This window comes from Corallincola platygyrae (assembly GCF_039544265.1).
GTDB lineage: Bacteria > Pseudomonadota > Gammaproteobacteria > Enterobacterales > Neiellaceae > Corallincola > Corallincola platygyrae.
In genome coordinates, this window is record NZ_BAABLI010000011.1 from 78,721 (window position 1) to 93,443 (window position 14,723).

General features: G+C 50.1%; 14 protein-coding genes. 4 read left to right on the top strand and 10 right to left on the bottom strand.

From position 1 onward, the window contains the following. Positions 1 to 115: 115 nt before the first annotated feature. Positions 116 to 1,264 carry a PilT/PilU family type 4a pilus ATPase gene (locus ABEA14_RS09510; RefSeq protein ID WP_345339823.1) on the top strand — a complete coding sequence of 383 codons (1,149 nt, stop codon included), beginning with the start codon at positions 116 to 118 and terminating at the stop codon, positions 1,262 to 1,264. A gap of 94 nt (positions 1,265 to 1,358) precedes the next feature. Here the strand turns inward: ABEA14_RS09510 and ABEA14_RS09515 are convergent, their stop codons facing one another. From ABEA14_RS09515 to ABEA14_RS09540, 6 genes are all read right to left on the bottom strand, one after another. After that, a complete protein-coding gene (locus ABEA14_RS09515; RefSeq protein WP_345339729.1) occupies positions 1,359 to 2,756 on the bottom strand; it encodes an alpha-amylase family protein in 1,398 nt (465 codons plus the stop codon). A 332-nt stretch (positions 2,757 to 3,088) separates the two neighbouring features. Then, the gene (locus ABEA14_RS09520; protein WP_345339730.1) at positions 3,089 to 3,772 is read right to left on the bottom strand and encodes a DsbA family oxidoreductase; all 684 of its coding nucleotides are present in this window, start codon (positions 3,770 to 3,772) and stop codon (positions 3,089 to 3,091) included. After that, positions 3,769 to 4,494: a glutathione S-transferase family protein gene (locus tag ABEA14_RS09525; RefSeq protein ID WP_345339731.1), complete on the bottom strand. Its 726-nt coding sequence runs from the start codon at positions 4,492 to 4,494 to the stop codon at positions 3,769 to 3,771. Before ABEA14_RS09525 ends, ABEA14_RS09520 begins: the two co-directional genes overlap by 4 nt. A 128-nt stretch (positions 4,495 to 4,622) precedes the next feature. Further along, positions 4,623 to 5,180 (bottom strand): carboxymuconolactone decarboxylase family protein, encoded by a 558-nt coding sequence (locus tag ABEA14_RS09530; protein ID WP_345339732.1) that lies wholly within the window; start codon positions 5,178 to 5,180, stop codon positions 4,623 to 4,625. A gap of 54 nt (positions 5,181 to 5,234) precedes the next feature. After that, complete coding sequence (locus ABEA14_RS09535) at positions 5,235 to 5,615, bottom strand: cupin domain-containing protein (protein WP_345339733.1); 381 nt, start codon at positions 5,613 to 5,615, stop codon at positions 5,235 to 5,237. A gap of 140 nt (positions 5,616 to 5,755) precedes the next feature. Then, positions 5,756 to 6,340: an NAD(P)H-dependent oxidoreductase gene (locus ABEA14_RS09540; protein ID WP_345339735.1), complete on the bottom strand. Its 585-nt coding sequence runs from the start codon at positions 6,338 to 6,340 to the stop codon at positions 5,756 to 5,758. Between the two features lie 161 nt (positions 6,341 to 6,501). On the opposite strand from ABEA14_RS09540, the gene ABEA14_RS09545 reads away from it, so the two are divergent. From ABEA14_RS09545 to ABEA14_RS09555, 3 genes are all read left to right on the top strand, one after another. Beyond that, complete coding sequence (locus ABEA14_RS09545) at positions 6,502 to 6,858, top strand: winged helix-turn-helix transcriptional regulator (RefSeq protein WP_345339737.1); 357 nt, start codon at positions 6,502 to 6,504, stop codon at positions 6,856 to 6,858. Between the two features lie 81 nt (positions 6,859 to 6,939). Further along, positions 6,940 to 7,560: a GTP cyclohydrolase II gene (locus tag ABEA14_RS09550; protein ID WP_345339824.1), complete on the top strand. Its 621-nt coding sequence runs from the start codon at positions 6,940 to 6,942 to the stop codon at positions 7,558 to 7,560. A gap of 205 nt (positions 7,561 to 7,765) precedes the next feature. Further along, positions 7,766 to 8,656, top strand: coding sequence for a MipA/OmpV family protein (locus ABEA14_RS09555; RefSeq protein ID WP_345339738.1), 891 nt, complete (start codon positions 7,766 to 7,768; stop codon positions 8,654 to 8,656). 85 nt (positions 8,657 to 8,741) lie between these two features. Here the strand turns inward: ABEA14_RS09555 and ABEA14_RS09560 are convergent, their stop codons facing one another. From ABEA14_RS09560 to ABEA14_RS09575, 4 genes are all read right to left on the bottom strand, one after another. Further along, the gene (locus tag ABEA14_RS09560) at positions 8,742 to 9,647 is read right to left on the bottom strand and encodes an AraC family transcriptional regulator (RefSeq protein WP_345339739.1); all 906 of its coding nucleotides are present in this window, start codon (positions 9,645 to 9,647) and stop codon (positions 8,742 to 8,744) included. A gap of 86 nt (positions 9,648 to 9,733) precedes the next feature. Further along, positions 9,734 to 12,868 carry an efflux RND transporter permease subunit gene (locus tag ABEA14_RS09565; protein ID WP_345339740.1) on the bottom strand — a complete coding sequence of 1,045 codons (3,135 nt, stop codon included), beginning with the start codon at positions 12,866 to 12,868 and terminating at the stop codon, positions 9,734 to 9,736. Further along, positions 12,855 to 13,925, bottom strand: coding sequence for an efflux RND transporter periplasmic adaptor subunit (locus ABEA14_RS09570; RefSeq protein WP_345339825.1), 1,071 nt, complete (start codon positions 13,923 to 13,925; stop codon positions 12,855 to 12,857). Before ABEA14_RS09570 ends, ABEA14_RS09565 begins: the two co-directional genes overlap by 14 nt. A 5-nt stretch (positions 13,926 to 13,930) precedes the next feature. Further along, positions 13,931 to 14,530: a TetR/AcrR family transcriptional regulator gene (locus ABEA14_RS09575; RefSeq protein WP_345339741.1), complete on the bottom strand. Its 600-nt coding sequence runs from the start codon at positions 14,528 to 14,530 to the stop codon at positions 13,931 to 13,933. Positions 14,531 to 14,723: the final 193 nt, after the last annotated feature.

Here is a 14,723-nt window from a genome sequence, read left to right on the forward strand (position 1 = left end):
TTCGATGAATACTTAGAGCGTCAGTAATCCCTTTTCGTTTCTGCTCACGACGAACCTCACCACCGTGTCTACATTAATAAGACAAAAGAACAAAAATGGAACCGATATGGATTTAATGGACATTGATGGCATGCTCAGGATCCTGGCCAAAAATGATGGCAGTGACCTTTATCTGAGTACCGGCGCACCACCCTGTGCCAAGTTTGAAGGCGTACTGAAACCACTGGCTAAAGAGCCTATGACCACTGGCATGATTGCCAAAATCGCTGATGGCATCATGGATGAGGAGCAGCGGGAGATCTTCCATCATGAACTTGAGATGAACCTGGCGATCTCGCTCTCTAACATTGGTCGATTTCGGATTAACATCTTCAAACAGCGCAACGAAGTTTCTATTGTTGCCAGGAACATTAAAGCCGAAGTTCCCAAATTTGCTGATCTTGGCCTACCGGAAGTGCTTAAAGAAGTCATCATGATCAAGCGTGGGCTGGTGCTGTTTGTGGGTGGCACAGGCTCAGGGAAGTCGACATCCCTGGCCGCATTGATTGACCTGCGCAACTCCAGCTCCAGTGGTCATATCATCACTATCGAAGACCCGATCGAATACGTTCATCGCCACAAGAAATGCATTATCAACCAACGCGAAGTTGGGGTAGATACCCGCAGTTTTCATGCCGCGTTGAAGAACACCCTGCGCCAGGCACCGGATGTGATCCTTATTGGTGAGATCCGCGATCGCGAGACCATGGAGCACGCGCTGGCATTTGCTGAAACCGGCCACCTGGCGATCTCTACCCTGCACGCAAATAATGCCAATCAGGCGTTGGATCGCATCATTAACTTCTTCCCTGAAGAGCGACGCCCCCAATTGCTCAATGACTTGGGCAATAACTTACGCGCATTTGTCTCTCAACGCCTGGTACCCACCGTAGATGGCAAGCGGTGCGCTGCTGTTGAAGTGCTGATCGGCACCCACACCATTAAGGAGCAGATCCAGAAAGGCGACTTTTCTACGATCAAGGAGATCATGGAGAAATCAGAAACACTGGGGATGCAAACCTTTGACAGTGCACTGTTCAAGCTTGAGCGAGCAGGAAAAATTGACGAAGAAAACGCGCTCAAAAACTCCGACTCACCCAATAACCTGAGACTGAAATTCAAGCTGGCAAACAATGATACCGGTGATGGTGAAACCACTTCTTCCGGACTCACCTTGTCCATGGAAGAAGATCCCAGCGAAGAGGATGAAGAGAATCAGTTGTAAACAGTTCAACCCAGTTTCGTTATGCCGTTAATACAAAAAGGCGGACTTAAGTCCGCCTTTATTCACCTGATAACTATCAGTTTCTCAGCCACATTTAGTCTCTTAACCACATTCTGGCGCTGCGTGGCGGCAGGTAGAATTTATGCCAGTTGCTGCTGATCGTTTCGACATTACCGCCATCGAGCGTGTCGCGGTAACTGGTATACCACCAGAGTCCAGCGCTGCTCGCATCAGCCCATGCATCCTGCCCGCCACTACACTTGTTGATGCCGACGACACCTTTGTCACCACGAGAGAACAGGATATGACATTCGTTGTGACTCAGGATCCGCATACCTGTGCCCTGCACACCGTTATGGAAGCGCAACATGCCTTGAATATCGCCACGCTTGTAGAAGTTAACCCAACGGTTATCACCACTCTCGTTATTGTCCGAGTAGATCAGCGGAGTACCACCGTCACGACCCATCACATAAGCGTGGGCTAGGTGTTCATTGGTACCATCCATCAACTGATAACGGAAACCGTCGTTAAGCGGAATGTCGTGAGTGATAGCAAAGGTGATAGCGCGGCCCCCCTCTAGCGCCTGGCCATAGGCGCCAGGGTCTACCAGAGAACTCATGCTGCCACCAAAGTTCAATGCTCCTCGCAGTGTTGCAAACAGCGGGAAGTCATAGGCGGCATGATCGGTGTCATATAGGTATGGCGCAAGGAAGTTATCGTACTCACCGCTACCTGAGCCACCGGTCGTAATGATTTCGCCAAACACATGCATGCCCGCTTTAATCTGGGGCGTAAACACAGCGTTCAGGTGATAATTGGTCATGTGCTTCGCCGCATCGACACGGAAGCCTTTTACGCCCATCGATTTAAGCGCACTCAAGTAAGATCGTTGCTGCGCAACCACCCAGTTGTTTGGATCAAGGTCTGGCAGACCACGGTCGCCGTTGCCGCCACACAAACGCCAGTACTGAACATCACCTACGTCGTTGTAGTTGGAGATACAGCCCTCAGGGTGAAAATCATTCGCGCCGAGGAAGTTATCCAGCAAATCGCCATACACAATCTGCTGATTGTAGTAGCCGCTGTTTGACGCATATTCATTGAGCACTTCGGTACCTGGATAATTCAAGTCTTCCCGTTTCCAGGTCTCGTTTGCCATATGATTGAAAACGATGTCAGCGTAGGTAGCAACGCCCACAGCGTTGAGCGCATTGATCATCGCTTTAAAATCTTGCGTGTTACCCAATGGGCTATCAATCACACGATAATCCTGTGGTTGATAGCGCGACCACCACTCGCCACCAGAGGACTTATAAGCGGGGGAAACAAGCACTTTTTTGTAGCCAAGATTCGCAATCTCTTGCGCTCTGGCTGCGACATCAGAGTATTTCCAGTTAAACGCATGTAGGATAACTTCTGCAGAAGCAGAGGTACTGATACAGCCCAGACCGATTAAAGCTGACAACACCATTTTTTTTATAGATTTCAAAACACTTTCCTTAGGTTAAGTGATTGTGAGTTATTATTAGTTTGTCCTTCACTCGCCACGTCGGCTTCAACAAACCACTGGAAGCCTCAGTCACAAGCAGCGGCGATAATGCGCAATTTTTAACCACTTTTATTTGAACTCAGTCACACTTAAAAATTGAAGTCTTCACTAATCAAGACAGGTTTTGAACAGCGTTTAATAAATTGATTTTGCTAATATTTGTCATCGTTACCAGAATGTCAGAGCTAACCTTTTGAAATACAAGCTAACGCCAATCGTCAGGCAGAAAAAAACCAGCACGAGGCTGGCTTTTTTGGTTTAAGTCATTGGCTTTAGCTTTCGATCTGTTGTGCACAACTTTCCAACATTTGCTGCATCGCAGAGACTTCATGAGCCCCCGAAATGGCTCGCTCGCCATTCAACACGAAGGTAGGAACAGCATGCACCCCACGGTTGAGCCAAGTGACTTGCTCAGTTCGCACGGCATCAGCAAAGCGGCCGTCACTCAGCAGCGCCCTACACTCGCCTTCATCCAAACCGACTGCAACGGCCTCCGCCACCAACACCTCGTTTTGATCGATCTCTTTGCGCTCTCCAAAAAACGCGGAGAACAGGCGGAGCTTTAACTCCGTCTCTTTGCCTTGTTCACGGGCATATTCACGGGCATAGTGCAGAAGTTGATGCGCCTTGAAGGTATTGAACATCTTCATTTCATCAAAGTAATCGAATCGAAAGCCCAACTCTGCACCCAGCTCTGTCAAATTCGCTCTGGCACGAATGCTCCCTTCCAGCGTGGTGCCATATTTAGCGGCTAAGTGGGCACGCAGGTTTTCACCGCCCTCGGGCATCTTGCGATTCAGCTCAAAAGGATGCCAATGGATCTCAGCTTCGATCTCTGAATCCATGGTCGAGAGGGCCTTTTCAAGGCGCTTGTATCCGATGACACACCAAGGGCAAACCACATCTGACACAATATCAATGCGCACATGTTTCTTTGCTGTATTCGATTGGCTCATGACTGCTTGCTCACATCACTTTTAAAGCGTTCGGCGTTTTCACGCTCCTGTGCCGCCACATCACCCTTACCAAAGAATGCCCAGAAAGGTTTGGGGATCTCTAATGCGCGCTGGGTTGCTTCACGGGCATCAATACGACCAAACCAGGCTTGCAGGTGTTGCAGTCCTTCAACCGAGACATTGGCCCAGTAGAAGGCACGCGCCCAGGGGTAAGTCGCGATGTCTGCAATGGTGAACTCATCATTCACCAGATACTCACGCCCCTCTAAGTGCGTGTTCAGCACCTCAAACAGGCGACGACTTTCATCGACGTAACGTTTGATGGCAAACGGATGTTCCTCGCCCTGTTTGGCGGCAATGCGTTGAAAATACATGGCCTGGCCCATCATTGGCCCTACCCCTCCCATCTGGAACATCAACCATTGCAAGGTGCGTGATTGCTCCTTAGGGTCCTTGGGCAGAAACTTGCCGTATTTCTCTGCCAAATACCAAAGGATGGCGCCCGATTCAAACACCACAAAATCATCGTTTGAACGATCGACTATGGTTGGAATACGCCCATTGGGGTTGAGCTTGACGTAGTCTGGCGCCTTTTGCTCTTTCTTGGAAAAATCGATGGGCGTCAGGTCATACTCAACGCCCGCTTCCTCGAGAAAAATCACCGGCTTCCACCCATTCATGGTCGATGCAGTGTAGAGGTGAATATCTTTTTGTTTACTCATTAGAATTCCTTAATCAGTCATCGGCCGTCTGTGCGCACTGTTACCTATATGTGTTACCGGCATATGCCAACGGCGCATGTCAGCCGCATACTCAGTCGATTGTCAGGTATCTGTTTCCGGGTACTCCCTTAGCGCTCTGACGGGTGAGTCCAAGCAAATGGCTTCATCGGTTCATCCACTTCGGTGTGAGTGAGAGCGTTGGTAAAGTTAGAGATCAGTTTGGATGCCAGCCCGGTAAGCACTTCAAGCGCCTGTCGTTTGCTGTATCCCGCGTTCAAAAACGCCTGCAGTTTTTCGTCACCAATATGACCACGCTGATCAAGCAGCGCCTTGGTATAGTCATGCAGTGCCTGCAGCTTAGGATCGGGAATGGGCGTGCCCTCTCGAAGCGCTTCGATCACCTCATCGGGCATCTTGCCTGCTTTCATCATCCAAGTATGGCCAGGCACACAGTAGTGACAGTTGTTCTCAAAGTTCGCCGTCATAAAGACCACCTGCTGCTCTACCGGAGACAAGGTGGTGCTTTTCATAAACAGGTTGAAGATGGTGTTATATGCTTCATAGGTCGCTGGGGCTTCGGCCAGGATCTTGTGCAGATTTGGCAACATGCCGAAGCCTTTAAGCGACTGCTCCATCAACGGCTTAGACGCTTCCGGAGCGTTATCAATGTCGTAGTAGGTAAACATCACTTTCCCTCTCAGTCAGTCTGAATTGGTAATGAGATAGCTAACAAAACACGCTTACGGTTTTTTCTCGACGATGATGGCAACAACCGTGGTGTCGCCGGAGTTGGTCACCTGATGGACCCAAGCCGGATGCCACATCACATGACCATCAGGGACTTCGGCGACTATCGACTTGCCATCGCCCTCAGTGATGGTCAGCGTGCCGCCTTTTTCAAAGTAGACAGTTTCGTCGTGATGACGATGTATCGTGTCCGCCTCTCCCGGCTGCAGTACCATTTTCAGTACCAACACCTGCTCATTCTCAAGCAGCAATTGATACTGTTCTGGCGACGCAATATGTGCGGGTTTAAACGCAGATGCCATCGACAGCCCCGGCAGCATAAACAGGAGCAGCAGAGCGCCGCTGCTCAGCACTCGGTTAATGTGTCTATTCATGGGGTGCACTCTCCTATTACGCGTTCTCATCTTTTGCCTCTCTGAACACAACAGGTTGTCTCACGTGGGTAGCAACATGCCTGCGGTCGCCACCGGACATGCGCCCCCCGACATGCGCCACCCGAAGTGATGACTGACAACTAAAAGTTTTTGTCCAAATGGGCGTCGAACCGCTTAAAGTCGTTTTCGATATCGGCGTTTTTCATCACGTCGTAGCAGGCAAAAGTAGGTAGTGCAGTCATGCCAAAGAAACGGAAGTTCGCGTGCATGTGCAACAGCAGGTCATCAACCGTCTTGCCCCGGAACAGGTACTCATCGTCATCACCGAACGATTCAGCCGGTGCATTAAACGTCACAGACAACATGTACTTGGTATTAGTGCGGGTGCCCCCGGTACCGTAGTTCTTTTTCGGCTGTTCCGGTGTGCGGCCATCAAAGTTACACAGGGCACCACCCATGCCTGCGGTAAAAACTTCGTCCATATACTTCTTGAACGACCAGGGGATGGTCATCCAATTGATAGGAGACTGCAGGATCACACGATCAGCCCACTCAAAGTGCGCCAACTGCTCCTCAACCACGATCTCGTCCTGCATGGTTACCACGCGCACCTCGTGTCCCTTCTCCTGCAATCGCGTTTTGGCTTTTTCTACCAGTGAAGAGTTCAGCTTGCCCTCTGAATAAGGTGAAGGCTCGTGGGCGTTGATAATTAGAACGTTGCTCATCTGTTTGCTCCTGACATCGAATGACCCAGTCAATCACTCTAGTACGTGAATAAGTAAATAGGGTTCGTTTGGATTGTTGACATGCGGTTTATTATGGTAACCTCCAAACATTAATCAATTAGTATACTTTTAGTAACCTACTAAGTTTTTCGAGGTTAGAATTGGAAAGCCAAGTAAAAACAGACGCATATGGCAGAAAAAAAGTTGAGAATCCCTGCCTGGAACCATGCGCCATCGAAAAAGGGATGCGTTTAATCGGCGGAAAGTGGACCGGCTCTATCATCTATCACCTCAAGGATGGCCCGGTACGATTCAACGATTTGTCGCGCATGTTAGGTGGCGCCAGCAAGAAGATGGTGGACCAGCGCCTGAAGGAGCTGGAAGCCAATAACATGGTGATCAGAAAAGTGATCAACGATCGTCCGGTCGCCGTGACCTATGAGCTGACCGAGTTTGGTCAATCAGCCCTGGAGATATTGGATAAGTTGCGGATCTGGTCGCAGTCCAATGCCCTTTAGCCATCGTACAAAACAACAAGCTATTTAGAGTTAGAGCAAGTGTCAGACAAAGCGTTAGAAGCTGAGGTTAGAAAGAACCCCATGGTAGAAGTAAGAAAAGCGGTGCCACTGAAAGTTGGAGCGGCGCAGGTTGAGGCTGAGATCATCTCTTTCAACGGACTCGAGTCCGGCTGTGAACATGTCGCTATGAGATTTAAAGGGACTCATACCCACAACACTGGAACCAACAGCACCACCAGCGACATCCCGCTGGTGAGAATGCATTCCGAGTGCCTGACCGGCGACGTGTTTCACTCCTCTCGTTGTGACTGCGGTGAGCAGCTGAACGAAGCGATCTCACTGCTCCATGTTGAAGGCGGCATACTTCTTTATCTGAGACAGGAAGGTCGTGGTATCGGTTTGTATAACAAGCTCGATGCATATGAGCTTCAGGACACTGGGCTGAACACCTACGAAGCCAACGTCAAATTGGGTTTCGGTGAAGACCAGCGTGAATTCAGTGAAGCGGCAGAGATGCTAAAAGCACTCGGCATCACCCATATCCGCCTGCTCTCAAACAACCCACGCAAAACTGAGCAGTTGAAGGCCGCCGGCATTACGGTAGAGACCATGGTAAATACCTCAGTCCACCTGAAACCAGGTAACTCAGATTACCTGAAGGCAAAAAAGCAGCATGGCAATCACCAACTCAGATTCTCGTAACCTCGCTAGTCGCTACCTGTTACCTGCTCTGCCGATGATTCTAAACAGCCCAGTCTCAGTACTGGGCTTTTTTTTAATTCAATCTGAAACTAGCGATCCGCTCTCTGTAATAACTCTGACACATTGCCGGTCCAGTTATCAGCGCCCACTGATCTAACGTTGGGATAGCGCCATAGAATCAAAGAAAAACTGGTGAGAGAGCAAGATGCTGACACAGAACAAGAGATTAGTTGCGATAGGCTGGTTGATGGGGATCTGCAGTGTGCCAGCTAGCGCAGAGTCTCTGGAAGTCGAGTGTGTGACAGCAAGCCCATGCAAAACCGAAAGCCCGCAGCCCCTTTGGGAAGTCGGTCTGGCAGGCGGTATCGTTTATGGACCAGACTACCCGGCAGCGGGCCAAAGCCATACCAACCAGATTGCATTGCCCTACCTGATCTATCGTGGCGAAGTGATACGCGCCGGTGAAGATGGCTTACTAAAGGCGCAGGCATTTGAAGACGACCGCTGGGAACTAGATCTGTCCCTTGATGGTTCATTCAATGCCGACTCCGATGAGAACGACGCCCGTGAGGGTATGGAGGATCTGGATTATCTGTTCGGTATCGGCCCAGAACTCAAGTACAAAATCTACCGTGCAGATGATGAGCAAACAAAACTCGACCTAAAACTGCAGGCCCGCGCGGTATTCTCTACCGATTTTTCCAACCTAGAACAACGTGGCTATGCCTTTGAACCCCAGCTGCGTTACGAGCATGACAACCTGTTTGGCCGAGAGATAAGGTTTGTCGGTACGGTTGGCCCGGTTTGGGGCACAGAAAAGCTAACTGACTACTTCTATCAGGTCGATGATAGAGATGTCCGCCCTGATCGTGAAGCCTATGATGCGAATGGCGGCTATATGGGTACAGACGTCGGTTTTGGCCTGGTATTTACCCTGATGGAGAAACGCGCCCGCGTGTTCCTGGGTGGCCGGGTAAGCTTTCATCAAGGCGCAGAAAACGAAGATAGCCCGCTGTTTATCGACGAGACAACCTACGCTGTCGGTTTGGGCTTCGCCTATCGCTTGTTTGCGAGTGACAGGATGGCTTCAAACTAAAAAGCACTGTCACTCTTCTCGTAGAACTGAGCAGTCGGTCTCCCGGCTAGGAAAAAGGCGCCTTGAGGCGCCTTTTTGTTTCCACTCACACTTTCACTGCATTACAGAAGCTGACATCGGCATGATTATTTTGTTTGTCGTAGCTGTGATAAAGCTCGAAACAGGGCCGATCATCCATCTCCATCTGCGAGTTGACAACCTGATCGACCAGGCTCTGCCAAACTTGGCCATACTGGCTTTGGTCGGTAATCGTTTCCCTGACCACGGCATAGCTCCCTCCAGGAAAATCCTGCAACTCGACCGGGCCAGAGACATCAGTCCCCTCCGGCACCATCAGACACACATCAGTACGACATTTTTCAGCGGGGGTTATCTCAGGGTTGTCGTGGTAAATAAAAATACAGGTGCACTCCTGCAACCCTTTAGCACCCGCCCACTGATAAAGTTGATTGGTAGCAACATCGTATCCCTCGCCATAAGGGCCAGTAACACGAATGTACGCCAATTTTCCGGGTTCAAAATGACAGGTTTCCATAATTAGATGACTCCGTTGACTAGTTTCATCTGCATTATGTAAAGCCACCGGGCTGTCTGCGTGTCCAGACTTGCGCAAAGTGTGTCCAATCTTGCTGTTTTGCAAAATTGCCTTAAGTTGTTCGTAGTTTTGACAATCTCGGATAGCAGAGGGCGTTAGAGCGTAGTACTGACGAAACGCCTTCGCCAAACTTTGCGAACTGGAAAAGCCATAATCAAGCGCCACCTCTGTTACCGAGCGATTGGTGCAGTAAAGATCCAACGCTGCATTCTCCAACCGCAACCGGCGTATCATCTCCTTTGGCGTTTCTCCGGTAACCGCAGAGAACACACGATGAAAGTGAAAAGCCGATAGGTTTGCTATCGTCGCCAGCTCCTGAAGATTCAGTGGCGACATATAGTTTTTTTCCAGATGCCGAATAACCGGGATCAGTCGCTGATGATAACGGGTAGACATTCGAGAACAGACTCCTTCATCCTACGGAGGTCGGTAATCCTACCCCTTTGCTGGTTTCTCGGGCAATACAAGCATCCATGTGGAAGCTATTTGTTTATAGGCGGATCGGCTTGCTGGGTATCGTGGGCGTGAAAGATATTTTTAAGCGCCACTCTCAGATCATCATTCAGCATAAACAAGCAAGGCAGCAGTAGCAGTGAAATCAGGGTGCCAAAGACGACGCCCCACGCCATGGTCATCACCATTGGTGCCACAAAGGGATTGTAGCCACCTAACCCATATGCCGTAGGCAATAAACCTACTAGCGTAGTAAGGGAGGTGATCACAATCGGCCTGAACCTTCGGGTGGCAAGCACTGCCACTTTCTCTGGATCACCACCATGCGCCTCTTTGTTCAAGGTGAATATCATCACAACGGCATCATTGACCAGCACACCCACCAGCCCCAAGACACCGATCAACGCCATAAAGCTCAGCGGAAGCCCTTGAATCGCAAAGGTCAGGAAAACGCCCATGATTGAGAAAGGCAACACGGCCATCACCAGCAGTGGTTGGGAAAAGGAGTTAAACAGGACCACTAACACCAGCAGGATAAGCATCAGACACCCTGCAAACGCAAACCCTAACTCAGTGTAACTGGCCCGATGCTGCTCAATTTCGCCTCCTTGATAGAAGGTGACATCGGGATAGCGTACAGACCAATCCTGGGCCGCAATAAATTGACTGAGTTGCTCATTCACCGTGACAACATCTGTCTGGCTGCGATCTATTTCGGCATATACAGTCACAGTGCGGCGACCATTATGGCGCTTAATATCTGCCTCACCCGGGCGAAGGGAAAAATCAGCGACAGAACTCAGGGCGACGGCTTTGCCAAGCTCATTGACCACAAACAGATCCCTCAGGGTTGAGAGTTTCTCTCTCGCCTGCGGGGGCAATCTCAGCCTGAAATAGATCCGCTCTGCGGCAAGTTGTTGCTCAGAAATCAACAGGCCATCCATCGCAATACGAACGGCATCAGCGACCTGCTTCACACTCAAATGATAGGACGCCAGGTTGTGATGATTGAACTGAAGGTCCACAATCGCCTTGCCGGTACGATCACTATCCCAGACTTGCGTCACCCCTTGCACACGCTTCAGATACTGCTTAATACTGGCTGCAATGACACGTTTATCTGTGCCATCTGACATCACTTCCAATTCAACCGGCTTACCGATAATGGGCGCATCGCTCATTGGTTCAACTCTCAGCATGACAAAGCCTTGAAGAGATTGTGTCACCTGCTTGAGCTCAGCCAGCGTCTGTCTTTGGTCTTGTTGCACCTGGTTTTGTGGTTTTAAAAACACGGTCACAATCGCCCAGGCTTGGTTTCTTCCCATGGATCCGCCATAGGGATCAGTATCATGGTGACCAATCTGACTGGTGATGTTCAAAAGATCCGATGCTGGCACGGTTTGTCGCACGAGTTGTTCGATCTCTTCTACCCGCTCCACGCTTTGCTCGAAAGCAGTGCCATTGGGCAGCTCGACTGAAATATGGATAGTATCGACGGCGGTTTCAGGATAGAGCTGAAACCTTACCAAAGAGCCACTCACTGCAGTGACCACGATAAAAACCGTCACCATGCCGAACACTGCCAACTTGCGCCGTCGCAATAAGTAGCGCATGACCTTTTGATAGCGATGCTGAAGCTGATTGAGCCAAATGCGGGGACGAACTTTAAACTCGCTATGTGCCAGGTGAGCAGGTAGCAGAAACTTACTCTCAAACAATGACGCCAACAGTGTCATGCCCACCACAAGAGGAATTGCGGCAACAAACTTGCCTTCCAGCCCACCCAGGAAGGTGATGGGTACAAATGCCAGTATGGTGGTAAGCACACTGACCAGAACGGGTGCCGCAATATCTTTAGTGCCGAGAATGGCAGAATCGACCGATGTTAACCCTTGCTCCTTTCGTACCTGAATCGCTTCGCCTGTGACAATGGCATCATCCACCAACATTCCCAACACCAGGATTATCGACATCAAGGTGAGGCTGTTAACAGAAAGCCCGAACATCAACATGCCGCAGAAAGTGGCCAAGACCGCAAATGGCAATCCGACACTGACCCAGAACGCCATGCGGCCACCCAAAAATAACCACAAGATTAGAAAAACAGATATCAGCCCAAGTACAGCATTGCTCACCAACGCATCCAACATGTCGTAGGTAAATCGAGATACGTCGTTAACCAGTTTAAGCTCGACGCCAGGTGCCGGAGATGACTCGTCCAGCAACGCACGAATGCTGGCGATGGTTTTCAATTCGTCAGCAGAGCCTTGTTTCTTAATCAGCAGGGCGATCCCCAGTTGACCATCGCTGCGGAGCTGCACCGACCAATCTTCAAACGTTCTTACTACTTGGGCGACATCTCTGAGGCGAACTTCATTCCCCGGCTGCGCACTTCGAATGATGACATCAGCCACCTCCAGCGGGTCATCAAACTGGCCCACTGTCAGCACCTTTTTCTCGCCAACCAGAGAAGCCAAGGAACCGCCACTGTCACGGACATTTCGGAGCTGTATCGCCTGTTGGATCTCGCTGTATCCAATGCCGAGCTGCCACAGCTTTCGCAGGTCAGGTTCAATACTTATTTCTGGGCGTCGATACCCTAACCTCTCAACACCAGCGACACCCGGTGTCGCCCGGAGCTTTTGCTCCCATAACCGGGCCTGTTGTCGGAGCACAAGTTCTGAGGCCGGCCCAGTAATATGCAACTCTGCCACCGCTAAATTGTCGGTAGAGAGGGCCTCTACCAAGGGCTTATCAATCAGGTCGCTGGGCAGTTTTGATTGGGCTCGATCAACCGCGCGCTGCACGTCAGACAAGCGCTTAAACGACTGCGCCTGCTCGGTGTCTGGGTCTAAGATCACTGTAATCAGAGAAAGGTTTTCCATGCTTCGTGACAACACTTTACTGACCCCATTAACCTTCAGTATCTCCTCTTCAAGGGGGGCAGAAATGGACAGCTCTATCTCTTCTGGCCCGGCGCCAGCCTTGGTCGTTGTGACATTGATAATGCCCATCTCTATCTTCGGCACCACTTCATAGCGCAGCACAACCAAACTCATCAGGCCCAAAACCAGCACCAGCGCCATGACCAGATGTCCAAGTTTTGGACGTAAAATAAAGAGGTTTAGCCAGTAGTTTTTAGCACTGCTTTTATTGGGGTGCATGGTCCACCTCAATCTGAACGGGACTGCCCTGAGTCAGGCGGTCAGCGCCAATCACAACCACCACATCATCTGACTTTGCACCAGATAAAATGACCAGGTTGTCATTCAATCCCAATCCCAACTGAACGGCTCGGCGATGAGCCTTTTCATTCTTTACCGTATATATGACATGTTCACCACCGTCGGCTACGACCGCAGACTCAGGCAGGAGCAAGACACCTTCCTGAGGCACGGTTTGCACAGCGACGCTCACACTCATCCCCGCCTTGAAGCGATGATCAGCATTATCCAATAACAGTCTTACTTCGTAGTTTCCGGTATTTGAAGAAGCATTCGATGCAATGGATGTGATCCTGGCGCTCGCCTCACCAAACACGGTGTCAACAATGGCGTTATTCCCCAACCGTAATAGCGGCAGCATTTTCTCACCAACAAACACAGACACCCGCAAATTGCTGTCGGTTTCCAGTTCGAACAGTGGCGCATACGCTTCGGCGTTTTCTCCAGGCTCAACCAAGCGAGTACGAATGACACCAGCGGCAGGGCTTCGTAATTCAGCATTGTTGAGGTCTTGCAACACGACTTGTAGTTCACTTTCCAAAGTCATCACCAGCGCTTGGGCCGAATCAAAATCAGCTTGCGCATTGTCTAGCTGTTGCTGAGATACCGTATTGCTGACGATGAGTTCACGCTGTCGAGACAGTGACAGCTCGGCATGGGTGCGCTGACTTTGTGCTTGCTCCAATCGATGCTGGATTTGGCGGCGCTTTAGCAAGATTTTACGCATATCAAATCGCAACAAAGGCTGACCTTTCGATACCCGCAAGCCTTCTTTCACCAGCACCTCTGCTACCGGCGCAGAAAAGTCTGCACTGATGGCAACGGACGACGTGGGCTCAAGCACACCATAGAGATTGAGCGAGCCTTGGAGCTGACGGGGTTTTAAGGTGATGACTTCAACCGGGATCGGTTTAACAGACGGCAGCGAGACCTTTTCCGCCTCCATTTTCTCTTCGCAGGCGGTTACCATCAGCACCATCACTAAGCTCAGCCACATCCGAATCACACAACCCCCTGAGCAATACTGTTGCAGAATATTCGGCAGAAACTTCGCCAGTTTTCACGACACTGTTCTGGCGTATTCAACAAGTACCAATGCAACATGGTTCCGCCTAAATGGGCGTCTATAATCTGTACGGCAGCCGTGATTTGTTTGTCGCTTAAGTCAGGAAACAGATAGCGTACAACTTCGGAATATTGTGCAAGGCTATGCTGAAACAGCTTGCGCACTTTTTCTTGAAAAACCGGCTCAAATACTGCCTGCTGAACGAATGCCAGCATCGCTTTTACCTTTACCGGCTCCTGCTCCATCAGATAAAACACCTGCTCACCTATGTCGGTCAGGTACGCTTCTAAACTGGGATAAGAGGGTTTTTCCTCAGCGCCGGTATACATAAAACTATCAATTAATGACTGCAGCGCAGCGAGTTTGACGGCATCCAGATTTTCAAAGTGGTGATACAGCGCGCCTTTGCTTGCACCTACTTCCTTGCTCAACATGGCTGCCGAAAACTCAATCGGCCCCTTTGTACCAAAGAGCTCGATGGTCTTTTCAATGACGCGCTGTTTCATCTGTATCGCTGCAAGTTCTTTCTTATTCATAACGTTCTCAATTCATCTGCTAATAAAAGCATAGATCAATACCGACCGTTCGTTCAATATTTTAATATAGTGATGCAACGACCATGCTGATCAACAGGCAGGTCATCGAGTTTGACGATGAGTAAAGCAAGAAATGAAGCGCAGAAAGTGAGAGTTGAGCGACTTAAAAAATGGGAAATGCCGCGCGGGAGCA